Below are 23,147 nucleotides of genomic sequence, written 5' to 3' on the forward strand. Positions count from 1 at the left end.
TGCGCCCGCGCCTCAGAACTTCGCGGTCAGCATCACCTGCAATTCGCGCCCGGGCCCCGGCATGATCAGGTTGTCCACGCTGCCATGCCCCGACACGTAGTACTTGCGGTTCGTGATGTTCTTCAGGTTCGCCGAAATCTCGTAGCGACCGGTCTTGTAGCTCGCGGCCAGGTCTGCCGTGACATAGGAAGGCAGGGTGACGAGGTTGCTCAGCGACGCATAGCGCGCGGCCACGTAGTTGACGCCGCCGCCCGCGCTCAGGCCGTTGCCCAGGTCCTTCATGAGCCACACGAAAGCCGAGTGCCGCGGCGTGAGGGGCGCGATCTTGCCCTGCACCGGCATCGCCGCACCCACCGGCAACTGCAGCGAACTCACCGTGGCCAGCGACTTGGTCATGCGGCCGTCGAGGTACGCATAGCCCGCGCTGATGTCCCAGCGCCCCGGCAGCTTGCCGGCCAGCGCCAGCTCCATGCCGTTGGTGCGCTGCGTGCCCACGTTGATCTGCCGTGCGGGATTGGTCGGGTCGGTGTTCTTGATGCCCGAGCGCTCCAGATTGAACACCGCCGCAGTGAGGTTGAGCGCGCCGTCCAGGAAGTCGAGCTTGGCGCCGATCTCCTTGTTCACCGTGATCTCGGGGTCGTTGGCGGTGTTGCTGGCCGACAGCGCGAAGGTCTCGGCCGAAGGCTGGAACGAGCGGCTGTACGACACGTAGTACGACTGCGTTTCGCTCGGCTGCCAGACCACGCCCGCGCGCGGGCTGAACTTGCGATCGGTGCGCGACAGCGGCGCCAGCGTGCGTTCGAACGAGGTGTCCTGCCCGAAAACGTCGTAGCGCCCGCCGATCAGCGCCTTCCACTGCGGTGCCAGGGTGATCTGGTCCTGCGCGTAGAGCGCGGCGGTCTTGAAGCGCGTGTTGCTCGGGATCGCACTGCTGGCCAGGTAGCTCGCGAGCGGGATCGGCGCGGGTGCGGCCGCCGGATTCAGGATGCTCACGCGTTCGAAGCCGGTGGCCGACGACACGGAATACGCCCGCTTCTCCTGCTGGCCGAACTCCGCACCCAGCAGCCATTCCTGCTTGAAGCCGCCGAGCTCGTTGCGCCATGTGAGGTCGGTCTGGTTGAACCAACTGCTCTCGTCGCGCAGGATGAAGCCGCGCGTGCGGCCCACGGTCAGGCGAACGGGGTCGGTGGTGCCGCTGGGCAGCGTGTTGTAGCGGTCGAGCTCGTAGCTGGAATAGCGCGTGGTGTTGCGCAGGCTCAGCGTGTCGCTGAAGCGGTGGTTCAGCGTGGCGGTGAACGACTGCACCTTCGTCGTGGTCGTGTCGTCGCGCTTGCCGAAGGCCGAGCCGTAGTAGGTGCCGATGGGCACGTTCACCGGGCGGCCGTTGAGCGCCGGAATGCCGAAGTCGGTGAGCCGCTGGTCGTAGGCGTTGGTGTACTGCAGCAGCAGGTCGGTCTGCGGGCTGAACTTGATGGCCAGCGATGGCGCGATGTTGTAGCGGTCGATGAACTGCTGGTCGCGGTAGCTGCCCGACTTCTCGCGCGCGACGTTGAGGCGAAACGCCATGTTCTCGCCGATGGGCGTGTTGAGGTCGGTGGTGAGCCGCTTGAAGTCGTGCGTGCCGAGGCCGAGCGAGACTTCGCCAAAGGTGCGGTCGAAGACCGGCTTCTTGGTCACGCGGTTAACCAGGCCGCCCGAGGAGCCGCGACCGTACAGCACCGCGGCCGGCCCCTTCAGCACCTCGATGCGCTCGGTGTCCGAGAGGTCGCGGAAGTACAGCGCGTCGTCGCGCACGCCGTCGACGAACCAGTCGGCGATGGCGGTGAAGCCGCGGATCACCACCTGGTCGCGCTGGCCGTCGCCCGCGTTGAACGACACGCCGGGCGCGTTGCGCAGCGCGTCCTGCATCGAGGTCGCGCCCTGATCACGCAGCAGCTGCGCCGGCACCACATTGACCGCCTGCGGAATGTCGCGCAGGGGCGCGGAACCCTTGGTGGCAGTGCTGCCGATGGACGGTGCATAGCCGACGTCCTGCTCGGAGCTGACGGTCACTTCCTTGAGCGTGCTGCCTTCATTGGGGGCGCTCTGGGCCTGGGCCTGTGCCGCGCAGTGAGCGGCGGCCAGGGCGGCAACGAACAGGGACGGATGGCGCAGGCGAAAACGCGGCGCGCGAGAACGGACGGACATGGCGAAATTCCCTCAGGGCGATTTGTTCTTGAAATCGCGAAGCGCCACACCGGCTCCCCATCGCTCGGATGGAGAAACCGTGTACGCCCTGCCTGGAGAAAATCTGGGTTGGGTGCCTTCGCCAGCTCGCACCGGCTCGGTGGCCAGGGCTTTGGGCGAAGGGATCGCGTCGCGCGACCGCAGGATTCTAGATGCAGCGACGCGTCAGCAGCAACGCCCCTTGCCGGCCCCGTAGCGTGCCTCCAGCCGCTCGCGGAAGAAGGCCTCGTAGCTCATCGGCGCGCGGTCCGCGTGGGTGGCCGCCATGTGCGTCAGGTAGGCGTCGTAGTCGGGCAGCCCGACCATGAGCCGCAGAGACTGCTTGAGCGAGCGCGCAAAGTAGCGCCCGGCTTCCGGCAATGCGAGGCCCATGGCGTCAGTGCGCGGCCGTTGCGGCGGCGGCGCCCACCGGCTCGAACGGCGTCTCTTTGGTGGTCGGCCGGTTGGCCGCGCGCGCCGCGAGGCAGGCCTTGATGCTGTAGACCAGCACGCTCAGCACCACGAAGATGAAGAGCGCACACAGCGCCGCGTCGAGGCGGTCGTTGAAGACGATCCGCGACATGGCCTCGGGCGTCTTGGCCGGCGCCACCAGCACGCCGTTGGCGATGCCGTCGGTGTACTTCGCGGCGTGCGAGAGGAAGCCGATCTTCGGGTCGGCCGAGAAGATCTTCTGCCAGCCCGCCGTGAGCGTGCACGCCAGCAGCCACGCGGCCGGCGCAATGGCCACCCACGCATAACGCTCGCGCTTCATGCGGAACAGCACGACCACGCCCAGCATCAGCGCCACCGCGGCCAGCATCTGGTTGGAGATGCCGAACAGCGGCCACAGCGTGTTGATGCCGCCCAGCGGATCGACCACGCCCTGGTACAGGAAGTAACCCCAGGCCGCGACGCACAGCGCCGTGGCGACGAGGTTGGCCGGCAGCGAATCGGTGCGCTTGAGCGCGGGCACGAAGCTGCCCAGCAGGTCCTGCAGCATGAAGCGGCCGGCGCGCGTGCCGGCATCGACGGCCGTGAGGATGAACAGCGCCTCGAACAGAATCGCGAAGTGGTACCAGAAGGCCATCATGGCCTGCCCGCCGATCACCTGATGGAGGATGTGGGCCATGCCCACGGCCAGCGTCGGCGCACCGCCTGCGCGGCCGAGGATCGTCGTCTCGCCCACGTCCTTGGCGGTCTGCAGCAGCATCTCGGGCGTGATCACGAAGCCCCAGCTCGACACCGTGGCCGCCACCTGCTGCGCGGTCGTACCGACCAGCGCGCCGGGGCTGTTCATCGCGAAGTAGATGCCGGGCTCGATGCACGAGGCCGCGACCAGCGCCATCACCGCGACGAAGGATTCGGCCAGCATGCCGCCATAGCCGATGAAGCGCGCATGGCGCTCGTTGTCGAGCATCTTGGGCGTGGTGCCCGAAGAGATCAGCGCATGGAAGCCCGAGACGGCGCCGCAGGCGATGGTGATGAACAAGAACGGGAACAGGCTGCCCGCCCACACCGGGCCGTTGCCCTGCGCGAACTGCGTGACGGACGGCATCTGCAGCGTCGGCATCACGAACACGATGCCGATGGCCAGCGCGATGATGGTGCCGATCTTCAGGAAGGTCGACAGGTAGTCGCGCGGCGCCAGCAGCAGCCACACCGGCAGGCTCGCAGCGATGAAGCCGTAGCCCACCAGCATCCACGTGAGCGCCTTGCCGTCGAAGGTGAAGAGCGGCGCCCACTCGGGGTTCTGGCTCACGGCCTGGCCGCCGAAGATGGCCAGCATCAGCAGCACGAAGCCGATCAGCGACACCTCGCCGATGCGCCCCGGGCGGATGTAGCGCAGGTACACGCCCATGAACAGCGCCACCGGAATCGTCGCGGCCACCGTGAAGGTGCCCCACGGCGATTCGGCCAGCGCCTTCACCACGATCAGCGCCAGCACCGCCAGGATGATGATCATGATCATGAAGGTGCCGAACAGCGCGATCATGCCGGGCACCGCGCCCATCTCCTGCTTGACGAGGTCGCCGAGCGAGCGGCCGTCGCGCCGCGTGGAGATGAACAGAATGATGAAGTCCTGCACCGCACCGGCGAACACCACGCCCGCCAGGATCCACAGCAGCCCGGGCAGGTAGCCCATCTGCGCCGCGAGCACCGGGCCCACCAGCGGACCCGCGCCCGCGATGGCCGCGAAGTGGTGGCCGAACAGCACGTTCTTGTCGGTCGGCACGTAGTCCAGGCCGTCGTTGTGGCGGTGTGCCGGCGTCTTGCGGTTGCCGTCCAGCCCCAGCACCTTGTCGGCGATGAACAGGCTGTAGTAGCGGTAGGCGATCAGGTAGGTGCAGATCGCGGCGGCCACCACCCAGAGGGCGTTGACGCTTTCGCCTCGGGTCAGGGCCACGGTGCCGAGCGCGAATGCGCCGACCACGGCCACGACCAGCCACACCAGATGGCGTCGGATGCTGTGCATGCGGATGTCTCCTCTATATTGAACCCGAGGAGTTTTGCCGGGCTGCGGCGCGGGCGCATCCGTCGGACTGCGCGGAGTGCATGCGTGGCTTTGCGTAATGGAAAACCCGGGTACGGCAAGCGCCGTCCCGCAGTGCAATGCCTGCGGGCCTACACGCAGGAACCGGACCAGGCGCGAACATGTGAGCCCTCATCAGGACGCGATCAGGGGGCGAAAGAATCGAAGCCATGGACACACAACCACGCTGCTGCATCGCAGGTGGCGGTCCTGCCGGCATGGTGCTGGGCCTTCTGCTGGCCCGGGCCGGCGTGCCCGTCGTCGTGCTGGAAAAGCATCTCGACTTCCTGCGCGACTTTCGCGGCGACACCGTGCACCCGTCAACGCTCGAGATCCTGCACGAGCTGGGCCTGCTCGACGCCTTCCTGCAGCGCCCGCACGACCGCATCGAGGAACTGCGCGTCACCTTCGAAGGCCGCAGCATCCCGGTGGCCGATTTCACGCACCTGCCCGCGCACGGCAAGTTCCTGGTGTTGATGCCGCAATGGGAGTTCCTCGATTTCATGTGCGACGAGGCCCGGCGCTACCCGGGCTTCGAGCTGTGGACCGATGCCGAGGTCATCGGCCTGCTGCAGGACAAGGGACGCGTCAACGGTGTGAAGGTACGGCGCAGCGGCCGCGCGGGCCAGCCGCAGGATGTCGAGCTGCACGCCTCGCTGGTGGTGGCAGCCGATGGCCGGCACTCCGCGCTGCGCGATGCCGCGGCGCTGCCGCACATCAGCTACGGCGCACCCATCGACGCGCTGTGGATGGCCATTCCCAAGCAGGCCGGCGACCCTTCCACCACCGGGGGCTACATCGCGCGCGGGCGCTTCCTGGCGATGCTGAACCGCGGCGACTACTGGCAATGCGCCTTCGTGATTCCCAAGGGCGGCCACGCCGCGCTGCAGGCCCGGGGCATCGGGGCGTTCCATGAAGAGATCGGAACGGTCGCCCCCTTTCTCGCCGCCCGGCTGCCATCGGCACTGCCCGGCTGGGACGCGGTGAAGCTGCTCGAGGTGACGGTCGACCGCCTCGAGGCCTGGTCGTGCCGAGGGCTGCTGTGCATCGGCGACGCGGCGCATGCGATGTCGCCGGTGGGCGGCGTCGGCATCAATCTCGCCGTGCAGGATGCCGGGGCCGCCGCCAACCTGCTGGCCCAGGCCTTGGCCGGCGCTGCGAGCGAGAAGGAAATCGACGCCCTGCTGCCCCAGCTCCAGCGCCGCAGGGAATGGCCGGTGCGCGTGACGCAGGCGGCGCAGCGTCTGGTACAGGACCGCGTGCTGGTGCCCGTGCTCGGCGGCGAGTTGGCGTCCGGTTCCGGGCACCTGCCCTGGCCGCTGCGGCTGCTGGCGCGCTGGCCGCTGCTGCGCAGGCTGCCGGCGCGGACCGTGGGCATGGGCGTGCGGCCCGAGCACGTGAAGTCGCCACGGGCGTGATGGAACTGGCATTTCGTTACACAGCCGGGGCCTGGGGAGGCCGCCGGGCAGGCCTCTGCGAGAGGTCGCTGTTGTAGACTGCCAGGTTTTTCGATCAGGCGCGTTCAAGCGGTATGGGGCAAGTTTTCAGGCGCACAAGTTTCAACGGCTCGGCGCTCATTCGCTTGCTTTCCCGACTGGCCGACATCGATGCTCGCGAACCCGCACAACCCACCGCCGACCGACTGAGCCAGTGGTTCGGATGGACCGATGCCATCTCGCTGTCCGCGGCGCTCGATGGCGCACCGGCAACGACGGCACAGCCCGGCACCCGAGCTCCCCGCAACACCGAAGAAGGCGAATGCCAACGCGTGAGAGCCGCCCTGGCGAATGCCATCGCCGAGGACAGCACCTTCGGCACCAGCAAGGACGCGACGCCAGAGTTCACCCCGTACCGCCGGCGCTACCTCGCCCGGCAACAGGCGATGGAGGCCGGTGTCGGTTCGCTGCGCAGCCGGCTGCGCTCGGCGCTGGCGGCCAAATCGCCGGCCATGGCCCGGCTGGCGTCGGTGGACGTGGTCATGGCGCAGGTGCTGGAGGCGCGCGAGCACAGCCTGCTGTCGGCCGTGCCCGGGATGCTCGAAAAGCACTTCGAGCGCTTGCGCAAGGCCGCCGAGACGCCTGACGAAGCAGAGACAGACAGCGGCACCCAGCCCACCGACGCGTGGCTGGACGTGTTCCGCAAAGACGCCCAGGACGTGCTGCTCGCCGAACTGGACTTTCGATTTCAACCGGTCGAAGGGCTGCTCGAAGCACTTCGCACCCAGGCCACCAGGACCCCATGACCCGCTTCCTTCAATATGCCGTCTTTGTCGCAGGCCTGGCCGTCGTCGGCTGGGTGGGCGCCGGATACATCGGCACGAACCCGCTGGCGCTGGCCGTCACCGCGATCATCGGCGCGTCCTACCTCATGGGCGCGCTGGAACTGCATCGCTTCCAGCAGGCCACCTCCACATTGACGCAGGCCGTGGCGGACCTCTCCGCCCCGCCCGACAACCTCGGCGCATGGCTCGGCCGGCTGCATCCTTCGCTGCAGAACGCGGTGCGCCTGCGCATCGAGGGCGAACGCGTCGGCCTGCCCGGCCCGGCGATGACGCCGTACCTCGCCGGCTTTCTCGTGCTGCTGGGCATGCTCGGCACCTTCGTCGGCATGGTGGTCACGCTCAAGGGCACCGGCCTCGCGCTGGAAAGCTCGACCGATCTGCAGACCATCCGCGACTCGCTGTCCGCTCCCGTGAAGGGCCTCGGACTGGCTTTCGGCACCTCGGTGGCCGGCGTGGCCGCATCGGCGATGCTGGGCCTGGCCTCGGCGCTGAGCCGGCGCGAGCGGCTGCAGGCCGGGCAATTGCTCGACACCCAGATCGCGACCACCCTGCGCGTCTTCTCGCTCACGCATCAGCGTGAGGAATCGTTCAAGCTGCTGCAGCAGCAGGCCCACGCCATGCCCGAGCTGGTCGGCCAGCTGCAGGCCATGATGCTGGCGATGGAACGCCAGAGCCACGCGCTGAACGAACGCCTCGCCACCAGCCAGGACCACTTCCACAGCAAGGCCGAGGCCGTGTACGGCAGCCTCGCCGCTTCCGTCGACCAGTCGCTGAAGCAGAGCCTGACCGAGAGCGCACGCGTCGCCGGCGCGGCGATCCAGCCGGTGGTCGAAGCCACCATGGCCGGCATCGCGCGCGAAACGGCCACGCTGCACGACACCATCTCGCAGACCGTGCAGCAGCAGCTCGACGGCCTGTCGACCCGCTTCGAGGCCACCACCACCCGCGTGGCCGATACCTGGAGGACAGCGCTCGCTGAACACCAGCGCACGAGCGAAGCCTTGTCGAAGGACATGCGCGGCTCGCACGACCAGTTCGCGCAGACCTTCGAGCAACGCTCGGCCGCGCTGGTGGACACCGTCTCCGCCCGCCTCGAAAGCGCCGTGGGCAACGTGTCGGACACCTGGGGCAATGCGCTTGCGCAGCATCAGCGCGTGAGCGAAAAACTCTCGGGCGATACGCACCAGGCCCTGTCGTCGGCCGCCGCCGCCTTCGCGCAGCACACCGCGTCGCTGCTGCACACGGTCGATGGCGCACATGCGAAGCTGCAGACCGACATGGCATCGCGCGACGAGCAACGCCTCGCGGCCTGGACGCAATCGCTCACGGCCATGGCCGCCTCGCTGCAAAAGGAATGGCAGCAAGCCAGCGCACACAACGCGAGCCAGCAACAACAGCTGCTCGACACCATGGCGCAGGCCGCGCGCGACATGTCGGCCCAGACCGAAGCGCACGCGAAGAGCACCGTCGCCGAGATCGCACAGTTGCTGCAGGCGGCTTCGGAAGCGCCACGGGCCGCGGCCGAGATCGTGTCCGAGATGGCATCGCGCGACGAACAACGCCTCTTGGCGTGGACGCAATCGCTGACCACCATGGCTGCCTCGCTGCAGCAGGAATGGCAGCAGGCCGGCGCACACAACGCGAGCCAGCAACAGCAGCTGATCGACGCCATGGCGCAAACCGCGCGGGACATGTCGGCCCAGACCGAGGCGCATGCGAAGAACACCGTTGCCGAGATCGCGCAGCTGCTGCAAGCCGCAGCGGAAGCACCGCGCGCCGCAGCCGAGGTTGTCACCGAGCTGCGCCAGAAACTCGCCGACAGCATGACCCGCGACAACGCGATGCTGGAAGAGCGCAGCCGCATCCTCGAAACGCTGGCCACCCTGCTCGACGCCGTGAACCATGCCTCCACCGAACAGCGCACGGCCATCGACACGCTGGTGTCCGCATCGGCGGACCTGCTGGAGCGCGTGGGCAGCCGCTTCACCGAGAAGGCCGACGCCGAGTCCGAGAAGATGGCCGCCGTTGCCGCGCAGATCACCGGCAGCGCCGTCGAAGTGGCGAGCCTCGGCGAAGCCTTCGGCCTTGCCGTGCAGTTGTTCAGCCAGTCGAACGACAAGCTCGTGGGCCACCTGCAGCGCATCGAAGGCGCGCTGGGCAAGTCCATCGCGCGCAGCGACGAGCAATTGGCCTACTACGTCGCGCAGGCGCGCGAAGTCATCGACCTGAGCATCATGTCGCAGAAGCAGATCGTCGAAGACATGCAGCAGATCGCCAGCCGCCAGCAACAGCAGGCACCGGTGGACAGCGAAGCATGATGCGCGAAGACCTCGACGCCGGCTTCGACGAACCGGGCGTGCCGGTGTGGGCGGTGTTCGGCGACCTGATGGCGGGCCTGCTCGGGGCCTTTGTGCTGATCCTGGTGTGCGCGATCGGCATGCAACTGGAGCTCGCGTCCAAGCTGGAGACCGAGGTCAAGCAGCGGCAGGCCGAGGCCAAGCGACGGCAAACGCTGGAGCAGGCTCTCGCGGGGCCGCTCGCGGCCGGCCGCGTGACGCTGAACAACGGCCGCATCGGCATCAGCGGCAGCGTGCTGTTTGCCTTCAACTCCGCGGAGCTTCAGCCCGAAGGCCGGCAACTGCTCAAGAGCCTGGCCGCGCCGCTGAGCGCGTACCTCAAGTCGCGCGACGAGATCCTGATGGTGAGCGGCTTCACCGACGACCGGCAGATGCGCGACAACGCGCGACAGTTTGCAGACAACTGGGAGCTGTCGGCGCAGCGTGCCTTGACGGTGACGCGGGCGCTGATCGAATCGGGCATTCCGTCGTCGTCGATCTTCGCGGCGGCGTTCGGGTCTGAGCAGGCGGTGGCCTCGAATGCGGATGCCGAGGGGCGCTCGAAGAACAGGCGCGTGGAAATGGCGCCCACGCCGAGGCCCTCCAACAATGCCGGCGCAAAGCCCCGTGACTGATCACGAGACTTGCCTCGACACCGCCGCGATGGTCGCCGCGTCGATCAAGCGCGGCGATCATCGCTTCGATCCCGTGCGCTTTCGTGTCATCGAGGCGATGGCCAGGCGCGCGGCCGCGTACAGCGGCGAGGCCCGGCGCATTCTGGACGACAAGGTGCTCACGCTGCTTGCTGCGTACGGAGAGGATCTGGAGAAGGCGCGGCCCGCGGATGCGGCGAAACAGGAAGCCGCACCGGAGCGCGGGGCGCTTGCCGGCCTCGTCGATCACATTGCCCGGCATGCACCAGTGCTTGGCGATAGCTCGCCCCCCGCTGCGGGCAATGCGGCACGCGGCCTCCCTGCCTCTTCGCCTTCCACCGAACTAAAGTCGATCCGCTACTTCAAGAGCACATGGTCCAAGCTCAGCGCGGATCGGCGCTTGACGCAATCGCTGGCGAAGGTGCCGGAAAACGCAGGCCCCCTCAACTCGCATCACCTCGTGCACCGTTCGCTCAAGCTGATGCGCGACCTGTCGCCGGAATACCTCAACCGGTTCATGTCGTATGTCGATGCGTTGTCGTGGGTCGATCAGTTGAACGGCAGCAGTGCCGCGGCGGGTGCGGCGAGCCCGCGCGCCGAAGGCCCTGCCAAGAAGAGCGGTCGCGGCAAGTCCGCCTGACCCCTCAGGGCCGCCGCGCCTGCATCGGCTGGCGCGACCAATACACGCCATCGAGCCTGTCGAGCCGCACCTCGCCGCCGGTCGACGGCGCATGCACGAAGCGACCTCCGCCCACGTAGATGCCGGCATGCGTCGGTGCGAACGAACCGAAGAGCACGAGGTCGCCGGTGCGAACGTCGGACATTGCGACCGGACTGCCGAAGGCCGCCATCCGCGCCACCGTGCGCGGCGGCGACTGCCCCACGCTGTTGAGATAGACGTAGCCGATGAGGCCGCTGCAGTCGAAGCCGCCGTCCGGCGTGTTGCCGCCATAGCGGTACGGCGTGCCGACCAGCCCCAGTGCGTGGATCGCGATGCTGTTGGTTTGTTCGGCCGTCAGCGTGCTGGTGACGGCGGCTCCCGGCCTTGGCCCGGTAGGGCCTGCGCAGCCCAGAACCAGAAGACAGGCCCCTATCGGAAGGAGCCGAAGCAGCCACTGCAGCAGCGGCAGCAAGAGCGCGTGGGAACGTGGCGTTGGCACAGGTGCGTCGGGCATGTCGGATGGCTGAGCTTGTGAACGTGCACGGACTCTAGCGCGGAACGCGACGGCGACCTGAAGATGGCCCCTCCGCAGGCCGTGCGCTGCTGCGCCGGCGCCACGGAGGAAGGAAAGAAGCTCTTACTGGCCTGCGGCGGGCGCGTTGACCGCGTCCTTCAGCGCCTTGCCGGCGGTGAACTTGGGCGCCTTGCTGGCCTTGATGGTCATCGGCTCGCCGGTCGACGGATTGCGGCCCGTGCGCTCGGGGCGGCTTGCCACGGCGAAGGTGCCGAAGCCGATCAGTTGCACCGTGTCGCCGCCGGCCAGGGCGCGCGACAGGTTTTCGATGGTGGAGTCGAGCGCGCGGGCGGCGTCGGCCTTGCTGAGGTTGGTGTCGGCGGCGATGGCCGTGATGAGGTCGGTCTTGTTCAAGATGAGGTTCTTTCTTTGATCGGACGGTTGAAGGGAAATGAGTGGCGCAGAGCGCACCGGGCTCGAACTTTATACGCCCCGCCGAAGGAGCGGGACACGCGCGCGTTTCAAAAGTGAAACATCGTGATCGATGCACGCTGGCGCGGGAAGAATCTCCCGCGCAACGGACTGCACCCCGTATTCACCGGAAGCCGAAGACCAGCAGCAGGTTGTTCGCAGGCATTACATGCCGCTCGCGCAGCACGAGGCCTGCTCGGTGCGCCTCTGCCGTCACGTCTTCCAGGCGGCGAATGCCCCATGCGGAATTTCGGGCACGCAAGTCTTCGTCGAACGCGAGGTTGCCCGGCGCCGTTGGAACTTCATCTTCCAAATACGGCCCGTACGTGATCAACACGCCGCCAGGAAGCAGATGCCGCGCGGCCCCGTGCATCAAGGCAGCGCATGTGGTCCAAGGCGCGATGTGCAGCATGTTGGCGCAGTAGATCGCGTCGAACTTCTTTTCTTCTTCAGCGGATGCGGAACCCTGCAATGGCCATTGAGGGGCCATCACGTCGAGCAGGAGCGGCGGGCGGAGATTGGGCTGCGCAGCTTCTGCGACTCGGCTTGCAATCGCGGGGAGCATGCGGGCATCTGCGTCGGTGGGTTGCCATACCCATTGAGTCATGGCTGCCGCGAACCAGGCAGCGTGCTGCCCCGTACCGGACGCGATCTCCAGCACAGTGCCACGCTCGCCGAGGATGCGGGTCAGCGCATCCAGAATGGGCTGTTTGTTGCGGTCGGCGGCGGGGCTGTGGGGAAGGTCGGGCATTCGGGGGGACTTTGATGAGGTGGTTTGAAAGACATCGGGGCAAGGGTATTTCAATGTTGCCATGAAGGCCCAGCTACCGCGCATCGAGCGCCAACCCGCAAATGAAAAAGCCCCGCCGAGGCGGGGCCGTGCAACGGGCTCGATGCCGATTCAGTGGAACTCGTAGAGCGCCACCTTCTTGCTCACCTCCAGCTGGCGGGACGTGCGTGCCCAGAGCTCGAAGTTGTTGACCGACGTGCCTGCGGCGTACTGCAGCCCGAGGCTGTTGTCGCAGTGCAGATCGTTCACGGTCTGCGTCGAGCAGCGCAGGACCACCGAGCGTGCCTGGCTCGCAACGCCCGTGCTGTCGTTGAAGCGCGCGCCCTGCTGGCCCGGGCCGGGGCTCGGTGCGCGCCCGTACGCCGTGAACGACGTGGGGGGAAGCGCGCCTTGCGGCACGGTCCATGCGTCCAGGTTGCCGTCGGCGCTGAAGTCGATGAGGTTCGGATCGTTCTGGCTTGGCGCGCCGAAGACGATGTTGCCCGTGGCCGAGCTTGCCGAGATCAGCTGCGAGCGCATCGCCGCCGTCAGGCCGACGAAGGCGACCTGACGGATCTCCCCGATGCTCTGCGCCCGCGACAGCGTGCGGTAGGACTGCGTCACGTTGCCGGGATTACCGACAGCGCCACCCACCGGCACGAACTCGAGCTTCCAGACGCTCTGGTCGTTCAGCGCGCTGATCTGCGCGTCGCTGTACTGCGGGCTCAGGAAGAACAGGCTGCTCTCCCTGTCGCTGGGGTTGCCCGCCGTCGCGGTGTTCTGGTACTCGCCGCGCAGGCGGAAGACGCTGCCGGACGTCGGCGTCACGCCATCGTCCTTCGCGGCGACGAGATAGGACAGCCCCGCGGTCGGCAGGTAGACCCGCGTCGAGCCGGTGGGGGTCGTCAGCACCACCTGGCTGAAGATCGAATTGCCGTTGCCGTCCGTCTTGTTGTCGATGTTGACGTTGTAGCCCGTCGTGTAGTAGCTGAAGTCCGGCGTATTGATCAGCTCGCGATGTTCGGAATAAGGCCGCACGCGGGCGGCGTAGGTATAGCCGTTGCCCGACAGCTTGAGCGTGCCGTTCACGTTGCGCGCGACGATGGTGTCGTAGTCGACGTTGCCGGACACGTCCGTCGTGCGGTAGCTCAGGAGCAGGTCGCCGTTCGCGCGGACATGCTCGAAGTTGCCGCGGTCCCACTTGAGGCCGGTGGTGCCGGGCCTGAACAGGCCCGCGAAGGCGCCGGCGTTGCTGCTGTCGCGCCCCACGTACGAGCCGTTCTGGTAGTAGGTGCCGGGGTCGTCGCCGACGAACATCGTGCGGCAGGCAGGCGCGATCACGTCGGTGGCCGTACCCGTCACGGCCGACGTGTCGTTCGGCGCGTTGACGCGCTGCGACAGCGGCAGTGCAAAGCATGCCGTGACCTTGTCGAACAGCGCCGCGACCGCCGCGGGCGACGGCACCTGCGCCAGATCGCCGGCCGCGATCGGAGGCAGCGTCGGCGTGTTGCTGTCGCTGGAACGGAAAGTGATCGAAACGGGCGCGCTGCCCTCGGTCGCGGGGACGGTCTTGACCGTGATCTCGATGTTGGCGGCGGTGCCGTCGGGGCGCACGCTCACCGAGATGGCGTCGAGCACCTTGTCCGGGCCGGTGCCGTCGGCCACGAAGACGCCGGAGACCGGATCGAGCGTCCCCTGGCCCAGCGTGCTCAGCAGCGGCTGGAGTGCGGCGACCAGGCTCGTCACCTGCTGCTGGATCGAGGCTGCGGTCAGGGCGCCGGGGTTCGCCTGGATGGCACCGGCCAGGCTGGCGGGGTTGCCGTCCGGCGACAGCCGGGAAACGATGATGGTGGTCAACGGCGAGACGTTGGCCGTGCCCCCCGTAGTGCTGGCGGTCGTGCTGTAGAGCGTCAGGTCGTCGCGCTGGGCCGTGATCACGAACGGGGCCTTGGCACTGGCGGGCAGGGCACAGGCGTAGGCCCCTGCGCTGTCGGTCTGCGTCGTGCACACGGTGGCGCCGGTCTGGTCGACGACGACGATGTTGGCGCCCGCGAAGGGCGCGCCGGTGGCGGCCACGCCGGACAACTGCGATGAGGTCTGCGGCGGGTTCGAGGCTGGCGGCGCCGATGGGGGCGTCGACGGCGGGGCCGCTGGCGGCGACCCGGCAATGGGGAACAGGGCAGCGCCGCTGCCCCCGCCGCCGCCACCACCACAAGCGGCCAACAGCACCAAGCTGGTACTTGCCGCAGTCGCGCACAGCGTTTTCTTGAAAGATGTCATGTCGGGAGGTCCTCGTAAAAAAGCAGAGCCGGATGTCACAAAATGTGGAGCGCAGTGTGCGAAAGAAGGCTGAAGGCCGCCTCCCCTGATCGCGGGATACGCGGCCTGTGCAAAGCAGGCAAAGCTCGCGCATCGGAAGCCCACGCGCGCATGCGTGCGGGCCTGTCACTCACCGGTTCCCAGGAAAGAGACCTGAATGAAAACTGTGCTCGCGACACCCCCTGCGGCCGCGCTGTGCAATGACCGCCGTTGACCGCGTCCGCGTCGCGCTGGTCGAGGACGAGGCCGGCACGCGCGAGCGCCTGTGCAGCGCGGTGGCCCAGAGCCCGGCGCTGGAACTGGTGTTCACGGCGGCCACGGCCGGCGAGATCCGCGCATGGCTGCGCGAGGGGCGGCCCGATGTGCTGCTGGTCGATCTCGGCCTGCCCGACGGCTCGGGCTTCGAGGTCATCGAGTGGTGCCGCCAGCTCGCGCCGAAGGCCGAGACGATGGTGATCACGATGTTCGGCGACGAGGCCAACATGATCCGGGCCTTCGAGGCCGGCGCGCGCGGCTACCTGCTCAAGGATGGCACCGAGGACGATCTGTCGCGCCACGTGCTGCAGCTGCACGCCGGCGGCTCGCCCATGTCGCCGATCATTGCGCGCCAGCTGCTGACCCGCATGGCGCCCGGCGCGGCCGCACCGGTCGCACCGGTCGCACCGGTCGCTGCGGCCGCGCCCGGGCCAGCCCAGGCGCCCGCCGCCGCCTCGCTGTCGCCGCGCGAGACCGAAGTCCTCGCCCTGGTTTCCCGCGGCTACACCTACCCCGAACTGACGAGCCTGCTCGGCATTTCGCTCAGCACCATCCAGACCCATGTCAAGAGCATCTACAGCAAACTTGCCGTGCATTCGAAAACCGAGGCGGTCTTCGAGGCCCGTCAACTGGGCTTGCTGGATCGCTAGCCTGGCGCTCGCGCTGCTGCTGGCCGTGCCAAGCGCCGAGGCGGGCAATGCCGGCGATGCGGGCGGTGGGGCCGACGCGGGCTTCGTGCAGATCGACCGCGCGCTCGTCACGCTCTGGCCCGATGGAAGCCCGGCCGAGCCGCCTGTCGAGCGCGCCCTGCCGCATCGGTGGGACATCGACCACCCTCACGGCGGCGGCAGGGCCCGCTATCAGCTCATGCTGCCGCCGGTCCGCGGTGAGGAGCCATACGCGCTTTTTTTTCCGCGCATCGGCAACCAGGTCGAGGTGCGCGTCGGCGGCCATCTGGTGGCCAAGCTGGGCAAGCTGGGCGACGAGTCGACGGACATGGCCAAACTACCGGTCCTGATGACCGTGCCGGCAGCCCTGCTCTCGCATGACGCCCCCACCGAACTGCAGGTGGATGCGGCGGTGCAGCCCGCCCGCTGGGGCGGACTCAGCGCGGTCATCTTCGGCGTCCAGTCGGTGGTGGTCCCGATGTATCGCACCAATGAATTCTGGCGCCAGTCCGCGCCCACCGCGATCACCTGGGCACTGGTGTTCATGGGGCTGATTGCGGGCGGCCTGTGGTGGCAGCACCGGGAGGGCCTGTATGGCATCTTCGCGCTGATCTCGCTTTTCGGGGTGACGACCATCTCCGGCCGGCTGCTGATCACGCCGCCGCTGCCGTGGCCGGCGTGGGGCGCGGTCGGCGGCATCGCGCTCTGCGTGCTCCTGCTGCTGATGGCGCGCTTCGTCATGGTGGCGATCGCCGAGCTGCGCCCCTGGATGCGGGTTGCCTTCTGGGTGTACCTCGGGCTGTGCGTATGCGCCGTAACGGCCAGCTTTCTGTGGCGCCAGCCGTTGATCTACACCTTGGTGCTCGGCAGCCTGCAACTACCGGCGACGGTGATGGTGTACAGCATCGTGCGCAAGATGTGGCTGGCGCCAACATGGGAGTCGACGCTGATGTGCCTGGCCGGCGTCGCGGCGATCGTCGCCGGTGCGCGCGACCTCATGGTGGTCCGCGTTCCCGAGTCGGGCTCGATGTCCTACGCCATGCTGCCGCTGGCCGTGTTCTTCCTGGTGTTGGCAATGGGCGGGACAGTCGCGGGGCACTACGTTCGTCAGGTGGCCGCATACAGGGAGCTCAATGCCTCGCTGGTGCGGCGCATCGCCGAGCGGGAAGCCGAGCTCGGCGTGTCTCATCGACTGCAGCAGCGCCAGAGCGAGGAGCAGGCCGCGCTGCAGGAGCGCCAACGCATCATGCGCGACATCCATGACGGCGTGGGCGCACATCTGGTAGGACTGCTCAGCATGATGAAGAAAGGCGGCGCCGCTGCCGAGGCGCTACAGGAACAGGCTCACGCGGCGCTCGACGAACTGCGCATTGCGGTCGATTCGCTGCAGCCGGTGAACGGCGACCTCGCCACGGTCCTCGCCACGCTGCGCTATCGGCTGCAGCCGCGGCTGCAGGCCGCGGGGCTGCGGGTCGAATGGGAGGTGGCGGCGCTGCCCGAGATGCACGGCCTGACGCCGACCACGGTGCTCAACGTCCAACGCATCCTGCTCGAAGCCTTCACCAACGTGCTGAAGCACGCAGCGGCCACCACCGTGCGCGTGACGGCAAGGCGGGTCGAAGGCCCCGACCGGCTCGAACTGCGCGTGCAAGACGACGGAACCGGTATTTCCGCGGAACAGGGCCGCGTGTCCGGCCACGGCCTGGGCAACATGCGGGCACGGGCGCAGTCCATCGGCGCGGCCCTTGTCATCCAGCATGCGCAGCCGCACGGCACCATCGTCGAGCTGAGTTTGCCCATGGCTTAGGCACCAAGCGCATAGGAAGACGGCCGGACGCGGCCAGGAGCCGACGCTCGCCGTCATCGTCCAGTTCGCCTTCGTTTAAGCTCCACCGACCAAGCTTCCCGAGGTTTCCCCATGCTTCAAATGCGTCCTGGGTGTGAGTGCTGCGACCGAGATTTGCCGCCGGATTCAGCGGATGCCCGTATCTGTTCCTTCGAATGCACGTTTTGCAGCGATTGCTCCATCCAGCGCCTCGCCGGGACATGCCCAAACTGCGGCGGGGAGTTGCTCCCGCGCCCGTCGCGGTCGGCTGCCAAGCTTGAGAAGTACCCGGGCTCGACCGCGCGGGTGTTCAAGCCCGGGGGTTGCGCGGCAGCAACCTGACTTCACTTCGCTGGCTCAGTTATGCCGCCGACTTGTCGCGGCCACACGCGGACGCTTGGAGGGCGCGATCAGTTCGCCCCGAAGCCGATTTCAAATGGAGGGCTCAGAGCTCATGGCTGCCATCTTCGCTTTCAAATGCAGTTGCTGTGGTGACGTCCACGAAGGCTCCCCCAGCTTCGCCTTTCGAGCACCGGACCACTATGCATGCCTCTCTCATGCCCCTTGAACTCTTGGCCAAGTGCCAGTGCGGTCTGCTCTCCGTAAATTTACCGGGGCCGAGCTCCTCGGTTGTCGCTTGTCATTGCCACGACTGTCAGCGGCGAAGCGGGTCACCCTTCGGCGTATTGGCCTACTACGCCGATGAGAGCGTCAAGATCACAGGCGAAGCGACTCGCTACGAGAGGGCGACCGCAACAGGTGGCACATTCGAAACCTTTTTCTGCCCGACTTGCGGATCTACCGTCTATGCCCGCGCCGGGCGGCATCCCGCGTTGATTGGCATCGCTGTTGGCGCAATCTGCGATCCAACATACCCGGCGCCCGTTCGGTCGGTTTGGGAGGAGCGCAAGCACGATTGGGTTGTGATTCCTGAGCCTGTTCAACACTTTCCGCGAGGACGGTCGTAGAGGCAAGAATCGGCAAGAACCGGTCTCTGGAGGTCAAGGCTGAATCGGGCTAAAGCGGAACTAGAAAAGCACGCATGACCAATGAAGACCATTCTTGATCGTGGAATCGCCGGCGTAGCATTTGCCATTCACCTCACATTGGTTCATCGATGAAGAAGTTGCTGCCGCTGGTCCTGTCCGCCCTGCTTGCCCTGTTCGCTTGTCAGGCCTACGCCACACCACGCTTTCCGTATCCGGCAGACGAAGCACGAGCGTTGCTCACGCATCTCGGCGCCCATGTGATGGTCCTCAATTCCGACATGACGCTGATCAAGAAGAAGCCGGCGAGCGAGTTCGACCTGTTGACCTACTACCCGCTGCCCAAGGCCAAGGTCGACGAGTACAAGCGGAACGGTCACATCGTCAGCAGAAACGACGACATCGCCGAATTCGTCACCTACAGGGTCAAGGACTACGAACTAACCAACGAGAAGCACGAAAAGCTCCGGATGAAGGACGACATCAGGGCTGCGTCGCTGCAGGACTTTGCACTCTGGACCTACGACAACGTCCTGTGCAGTCAACGAGGCTTCCAGGTGAAGTTGGACAAGACCTTCGAACGCGTCAAAGGGCACATCACGCTGATGTTCGAGATGCCCGGGAACGTCACGCGCGAGATCCGGGTTCCGATCGATCTCTCCATCGCAGATAAGGATCCGCGGCCCGCCATCTAAGGTTCGGACTGTTCGATAGGCACCCCGGCGCTCACCGCCAACCGACCGCCTCCAGCGCACCGACTTCTTGTAAGCGGCTGCCCCACTTCCTACCAGAGGTGCGGAATGAGACGATGACGTACACGGCTTGCGTATTCGTTGTACCCGGGAAGATCGCGGCGCAAGATTTTTTCCTCATCGAGAAGCCGCCAGAGAAGCACCGGCAGGATGAGCGGGACGAGACAGATCGTGAGCCACGAGCCGAGCGCAAGCGGCATGCCGATGAAAAGCCAGAGCGCGCCAGCGTACATGGGATGACGCACATAAGCGTAGGGGCCGCTGTCGATCACTTTTTGATCTTCCGCGACACTGATGTTGGCTGCTGCAAAACTATTGACCTTCAGCACCCAGAAAATAAAGAGGAACGACAAGACGATCACGATGTTCCCGACAAGGGACAGGTATGCGGGCACCGGCGAGACGCCGAATCGATAGTCGAGTGAAGGCAGGATGATGAAAATAAAAAACGCGAGGATGATGAGCGACACGATGATCTTCTGCGACCACTCTTTCTCATGCTGTGGCCCGGCATTCATGCGGCGTTCGAGAAGCGGCCTGTCGTGGAGGGTGAGATAGACGGTGAAGCCGATGGTCGAGGCGGAAAAGACTGCGATGAAGAGCCAGCCTTGCCAGTATTGCCACGTGCCCGCGGGCAAGAAAATGAAGACGACGAATACGGCCATCCCCGCAACCCCTTGCGCGATGGCTTTCTTGTAGAGCGGGTCCATAAACGAGTGAATGGTATATCCGAGGCCCCGCTCCGCAACAAGCGGCCCAAGTGCGAGATTTCCGATGCCCGCTCTGGAGGGCGAAAACCGGCAACTCAGGGGCCTTCGCGCCGACCGCTCCTGCGGCTACAGTCGGCCAGAATTGACGACAAGCCCCAGTCCGGCGGGCCTTCGTCCTGCGCCCATCTCTTTCACAAGGACCCGATATGACCATCGAAACACAAGACGACGTCGTAGCCCTGAAGCGAATCGGCCGCATCGTTTCACTGACGCTGCAGCGGATGCTCGATGCCGCAGAACCCGGCATGACCACGCGCGAGCTCGACCTGATCGGCGAGCGGCTGCTGGAGGAGCACGGTGCACGGTCAGCGCCTAAGTTCACGTACAACTTTCCGGGCACGACCTGCATCAGCATCAACGAAGAGGCCGCGCACGGCATTCCCGGAGACCGGATCATCCGGGCCGGGGACGTGCTGAACGTCGATGTGTCGGCCGAGCTCGGCGGCTACTTCGCCGACACCGGCGGAACCACCGTGGTGCCGCCGACCACGCCACAGAAGACCCGCCTCTGCCACGCCACCCGCACCGCCCTCGCCGAAGCGATGAAGACCGCCAGGGCCGGGCAGCCGATCAACAGGATCGGCGCCGCCATCGAGCGCACTGCAAAGGCCTACGGCTTCAAGATCATCGAGAACCTCGCGAGCCACGGCGTCGGCCGCGCGCTGCATGAGGAGCCCGAGCACATTCCCGGCTACTTCGATCCTTCGGACATGCGCACGCTGCACGAAGGCATGGTCATCACCATCGAGCCCTTCCTGTCGACCAAGAGCCGCATCGTCACCGAGGCTTCCGACGGCTGGACGCTTGCGGGCGTGAACGGCAACCTGTCTGCGCAGTACGAGCACACGATGATCATCACGAAGGGTGCGCCCATCGTTGTCACGATGCATTGATCGATCGACCGGCTTCGCGCAGAAGCCGGCCTGGGCTCTTCAACCGGACGCTGAAGACAGCGCCCTCACCTCCGGCTCTACCCCGTCGCCACGATCACATGCGCCTGGATTTTGCCGGCCACCGGGCCTTCGCCATGGCGGCTGGCGATGAGCTGCGCCGGCCAGTCCGTCGCCGCCTGAAGCGCATTGGCATCGCGCGCCTCGATCTCGCTGCGTAGCGGCGTTCCCTGGCAGTAGGCGCCTTCACCGCTTGAGTCTAGTGATTGCTCCTTGCGTGCGCCTGATCACGGAGAAATTCGCGGGCTCGATCATCTTCGCTGACGGAGGCTGCATATCTCGCAGATATTCCCTCCACGCTCACTCGAAGTGCGTGAAGTTCTCCCATTGCCTTCTCAAGCTGTTGCAACGTCGACTTGGAATAGTCAACATTCAGATCGTCGACCGACTCGTTTATCGTTGCTAGAGACTCTTCGTCAGCCGCAAGTTGCCGCAACCATTTCTCACGAGCGCCGGACATATACATTCCGGTCGCTGCTGCAACAGCATCTCTAGACCGTTTAGCACGATTGAGAAGAGCGCCAAGGTCGTCTGCCTTCTGGAACACCTCGACGCCAACCTTCGTGAGCTCCAGACGTAACTCAAGCGACTTGATCACTCCTGCTTTGCGATAGCTAAGGTAGCCCATGATGGCTCCGGAGATGCCAGTAACAGAGCCAATCACGCCTGTGATTGCGCCCAAATAGGACAACAATTCGGTGTTAGTCATAGAGAACGACAAGAGCAGGCCTAGGTCTTTGAAGACCTAATGTCTCCAGCGACGGTAAGTTGAAATATTTTTACCTAATTCTTCCGCAGTAAAGAAGGGCCTCTCCAGAGTAATAGCGACCGCCTCAATTGCGTGAAAACCAACCTCATGCTTAAAAAACAAGATGAAGTTCAGATTCAATCCGAGAAGATAGTTCGTTCGCCGTCAACTCTGCCTGGAACGAGATTGAACGAACGCCTTGATCTGAGAATGCGATTGCCAACTGGGGGACCGAAAAATCGAAGCCATGTTTGAGTCTGTCGAGCTTAAGGTGAACTCGATTCGCTTGACAAGACAGCACCCACGGGTGTTTGATTCCCCCGGGCATCGGGCCTCCGTGCAAGCGCGGTGCCACGAGATTCACGCCACCTAACGGACCAAAAGCATGCTTCGGCACCTCGGGCGCCACTGGACTTTTGGGGGGCTCTGGGATCTTCGAAGCTTGCAGAATTTTCACTCCCTCCGGGAACGTGAAGATCGCGTCGACATCAGTCGCAGGCGTTGTGCCTGCATTCGTCAGCCTGAGGTCGAATAGGAAGCATCGTTGAATGGCGCGAGACCATGCATCAAACTTTTCCAAGTACCTTTCGTACTCCGAAAAGAAGTCCTCCAATTGCTTGTTATAGAGCTCAACCACATACCCAGTTGGTGCGCTAAACATCTTCACAAAGTCTCCGATGGAACCGGGAGACGGAGTCTGCTCTACAGCCGCCATGGGTCGGTACAGCAATTTCACCTGCTCTAGGCTGTACGGGACTGCTGGCACGGGAACTAGTTTGGGCTTGAAGTGCAGATTCCCATCCACAAAGCCAGCAGACAGCTTTGGCACCTTGACTCTGAGCTGCTGCAGTTCGTGACGAAGCTCGGAGAGCTCTTTATCTTTCGGATCAGACTCCTCAGCTAGTCGTTCGCTCTCCGGCGGAACATGAAGCTTAAACCCCCGCTGCTTGGCCTTGACGCGAAGTCCCATGTCGGCAGTACACAAGACGGGGGCGGATGACAGCCGATTCACTAGGTCTATCAGCGAAGCGACAACTTGATCATCTTGAACTTCGCGAACCAAGTTATGGATCGCGAAGTCCAACTGTGGCTCGTCGCCGATAAAACGGAGAGCGACGCCTGGTCTGAGTGGAACTTCTTGCCCGTCATCAAGAAGATGTGCGAGCCATGACACCATCTTGCCCGCCCGTTGCTTCACACGCAGATTTGCACCAAGCGCTTTTGTCTTCTCGAGTTCTCTCAAAACAATGGGTAAGACAAGCAGTACGACATCGTCGCCGACGGGGGTCCAGTCCATCTGGTCCGGCTGCCTGAAGTGAAGCAGCAGGTTTGTATCGAGGACGACAAAGGTCTGGTTAGAGATTGTGCTCACCAAGAAACTCCTGAGGCCTATTGCGGTCGACCGAGCAGGCGGGAAATCCGAGCCAACTAGCGAAGACCGTGCACATCCATCG

The 23,147-nt window shown here is 65.5% G+C and carries 21 protein-coding genes and 1 pseudogene; 11 read left to right on the forward strand and 11 right to left on the reverse strand.

All coding sequences use genetic code 11. The features are described 5' to 3' along the window. Positions 1-12: 12 nt before the first annotated feature. The 3 genes from ACEOAB_RS20945 to ACEOAB_RS20955 form a co-directional block, all read right to left on the reverse strand. Entirely contained in the window at positions 13-2,187 is a 2,175-nt protein-coding gene (locus ACEOAB_RS20945) for a TonB-dependent receptor (protein ID WP_413750352.1), read from the reverse strand. 204 nt (positions 2,188-2,391) lie between these two features. After that, complete coding sequence (locus ACEOAB_RS20950; RefSeq protein ID WP_413750351.1) at positions 2,392-2,598, reverse strand: YbdD/YjiX family protein; 207 nt, start codon at positions 2,596-2,598, stop codon at positions 2,392-2,394. A gap of 4 nt (positions 2,599-2,602) precedes the next feature. Continuing rightward, complete coding sequence (locus ACEOAB_RS20955; RefSeq protein WP_056593525.1) at positions 2,603-4,678, reverse strand: carbon starvation CstA family protein; 2,076 nt, start codon at positions 4,676-4,678, stop codon at positions 2,603-2,605. 227 nt (positions 4,679-4,905) lie between these two features. On the opposite strand from ACEOAB_RS20955, the gene ACEOAB_RS20960 reads away from it, so the two are divergent. The 5 genes from ACEOAB_RS20960 (at position 4,906) to ACEOAB_RS20980 (ending at position 10,645) form a co-directional block, all read left to right on the forward strand. Continuing rightward, positions 4,906-6,153, forward strand: coding sequence for an FAD-dependent oxidoreductase (locus ACEOAB_RS20960; RefSeq protein ID WP_495653095.1), 1,248 nt, complete (start codon positions 4,906-4,908; stop codon positions 6,151-6,153). A gap of 113 nt (positions 6,154-6,266) precedes the next feature. Further along, the gene (locus ACEOAB_RS20965; protein WP_056593530.1) at positions 6,267-6,977 is read left to right on the forward strand and encodes a DUF3348 domain-containing protein; all 711 of its coding nucleotides are present in this window, start codon (positions 6,267-6,269) and stop codon (positions 6,975-6,977) included. Then, positions 6,974-9,334, forward strand: a complete 2,361-nt coding sequence (locus ACEOAB_RS20970) for a DUF802 domain-containing protein (protein ID WP_413750312.1) — start codon at positions 6,974-6,976, stop codon at positions 9,332-9,334. The genes ACEOAB_RS20965 and ACEOAB_RS20970 overlap by 4 nt, the downstream gene beginning before the upstream one ends. Continuing rightward, complete coding sequence (locus ACEOAB_RS20975) at positions 9,334-9,987, forward strand: OmpA family protein (RefSeq protein WP_413750313.1); 654 nt, start codon at positions 9,334-9,336, stop codon at positions 9,985-9,987. The genes ACEOAB_RS20970 and ACEOAB_RS20975 overlap by 1 nt, the downstream gene beginning before the upstream one ends. Further along, positions 9,962-10,645, forward strand: a complete 684-nt coding sequence (locus ACEOAB_RS20980) for a DUF2894 domain-containing protein (RefSeq protein WP_413750311.1) — start codon at positions 9,962-9,964, stop codon at positions 10,643-10,645. Before ACEOAB_RS20975 ends, ACEOAB_RS20980 begins: the two co-directional genes overlap by 26 nt. A gap of 4 nt (positions 10,646-10,649) precedes the next feature. Here the strand turns inward: ACEOAB_RS20980 and ACEOAB_RS20985 are convergent, their stop codons facing one another. The 4 genes from ACEOAB_RS20985 to ACEOAB_RS21000 form a co-directional block, all read right to left on the reverse strand. Further along, positions 10,650-11,180, reverse strand: a complete 531-nt coding sequence (locus tag ACEOAB_RS20985; protein WP_056593543.1) for a C40 family peptidase — start codon at positions 11,178-11,180, stop codon at positions 10,650-10,652. A gap of 123 nt (positions 11,181-11,303) precedes the next feature. Continuing rightward, on the reverse strand, positions 11,304-11,594 hold the full coding sequence (locus ACEOAB_RS20990) for an HU family DNA-binding protein (protein ID WP_056593546.1): 291 nt from the start codon (positions 11,592-11,594) through the stop codon (positions 11,304-11,306). Between the two features lie 181 nt (positions 11,595-11,775). Continuing rightward, positions 11,776-12,402, reverse strand: a complete 627-nt coding sequence (locus ACEOAB_RS20995; protein ID WP_056593551.1) for a DUF938 domain-containing protein — start codon at positions 12,400-12,402, stop codon at positions 11,776-11,778. Positions 12,403-12,552: 150 nt separating this feature from the next. Further along, entirely contained in the window at positions 12,553-14,700 is a 2,148-nt protein-coding gene (locus tag ACEOAB_RS21000) for a carboxypeptidase regulatory-like domain-containing protein (RefSeq protein ID WP_413750310.1), read from the reverse strand. A 239-nt stretch (positions 14,701-14,939) separates the two neighbouring features. Between ACEOAB_RS21000 and ACEOAB_RS21005 the strand changes: the two genes are divergently transcribed. From ACEOAB_RS21005 to ACEOAB_RS21025, 5 genes are all read left to right on the forward strand, one after another. Then, positions 14,940-15,644, forward strand: a complete 705-nt coding sequence (locus ACEOAB_RS21005) for a response regulator transcription factor (RefSeq protein ID WP_495653096.1) — start codon at positions 14,940-14,942, stop codon at positions 15,642-15,644. Positions 15,645-15,669: 25 nt separating this feature from the next. Continuing rightward, positions 15,670-17,469, forward strand: coding sequence for a sensor histidine kinase (locus ACEOAB_RS21010; RefSeq protein ID WP_413749163.1), 1,800 nt, complete (start codon positions 15,670-15,672; stop codon positions 17,467-17,469). 111 nt (positions 17,470-17,580) lie between these two features. After that, the gene (locus tag ACEOAB_RS21015) at positions 17,581-17,829 is read left to right on the forward strand and encodes a DUF1272 domain-containing protein (protein WP_413749164.1); all 249 of its coding nucleotides are present in this window, start codon (positions 17,581-17,583) and stop codon (positions 17,827-17,829) included. Positions 17,830-18,044: 215 nt separating this feature from the next. Further along, on the forward strand, positions 18,045-18,455 hold the full coding sequence (locus tag ACEOAB_RS21020; RefSeq protein WP_413749165.1) for a GFA family protein: 411 nt from the start codon (positions 18,045-18,047) through the stop codon (positions 18,453-18,455). Between the two features lie 149 nt (positions 18,456-18,604). Next, a complete protein-coding gene (locus tag ACEOAB_RS21025) occupies positions 18,605-19,168 on the forward strand; it encodes a hypothetical protein (RefSeq protein ID WP_413749166.1) in 564 nt (187 codons plus the stop codon). 89 nt (positions 19,169-19,257) lie between these two features. Here the strand turns inward: ACEOAB_RS21025 and ACEOAB_RS21030 are convergent, their stop codons facing one another. Next, positions 19,258-19,935, reverse strand: a complete 678-nt coding sequence (locus ACEOAB_RS21030; protein ID WP_413749167.1) for a methyltransferase family protein — start codon at positions 19,933-19,935, stop codon at positions 19,258-19,260. Positions 19,936-20,141: 206 nt separating this feature from the next. Here ACEOAB_RS21030 and map point away from each other — a divergent pair, with 206 nt between their 5' ends. Continuing rightward, the gene (gene map, locus ACEOAB_RS21035; RefSeq protein ID WP_413749168.1) at positions 20,142-20,888 is read left to right on the forward strand and encodes a type I methionyl aminopeptidase; all 747 of its coding nucleotides are present in this window, start codon (positions 20,142-20,144) and stop codon (positions 20,886-20,888) included. Between the two features lie 77 nt (positions 20,889-20,965). Here the strand turns inward: map and ACEOAB_RS21040 are convergent. The 3 genes and pseudogenes from ACEOAB_RS21040 to ACEOAB_RS21050 all read right to left on the reverse strand — a co-directional run. After that, positions 20,966-21,127, reverse strand: a pseudogene (locus ACEOAB_RS21040) (SAM-dependent methyltransferase); the annotation flags it as partial. A 17-nt stretch (positions 21,128-21,144) separates the two neighbouring features. Beyond that, the gene (locus tag ACEOAB_RS21045) at positions 21,145-21,654 is read right to left on the reverse strand and encodes a hypothetical protein (RefSeq protein ID WP_413749169.1); all 510 of its coding nucleotides are present in this window, start codon (positions 21,652-21,654) and stop codon (positions 21,145-21,147) included. Positions 21,655-21,805: 151 nt separating this feature from the next. Then, positions 21,806-23,065, reverse strand: a complete 1,260-nt coding sequence (locus ACEOAB_RS21050) for a PIN domain-containing protein (protein ID WP_413749170.1) — start codon at positions 23,063-23,065, stop codon at positions 21,806-21,808. Between the last annotated feature and the right edge of the window lie 82 nt (positions 23,066-23,147).

Source organism: Variovorax sp. Varisp53 (assembly GCF_059491555.1).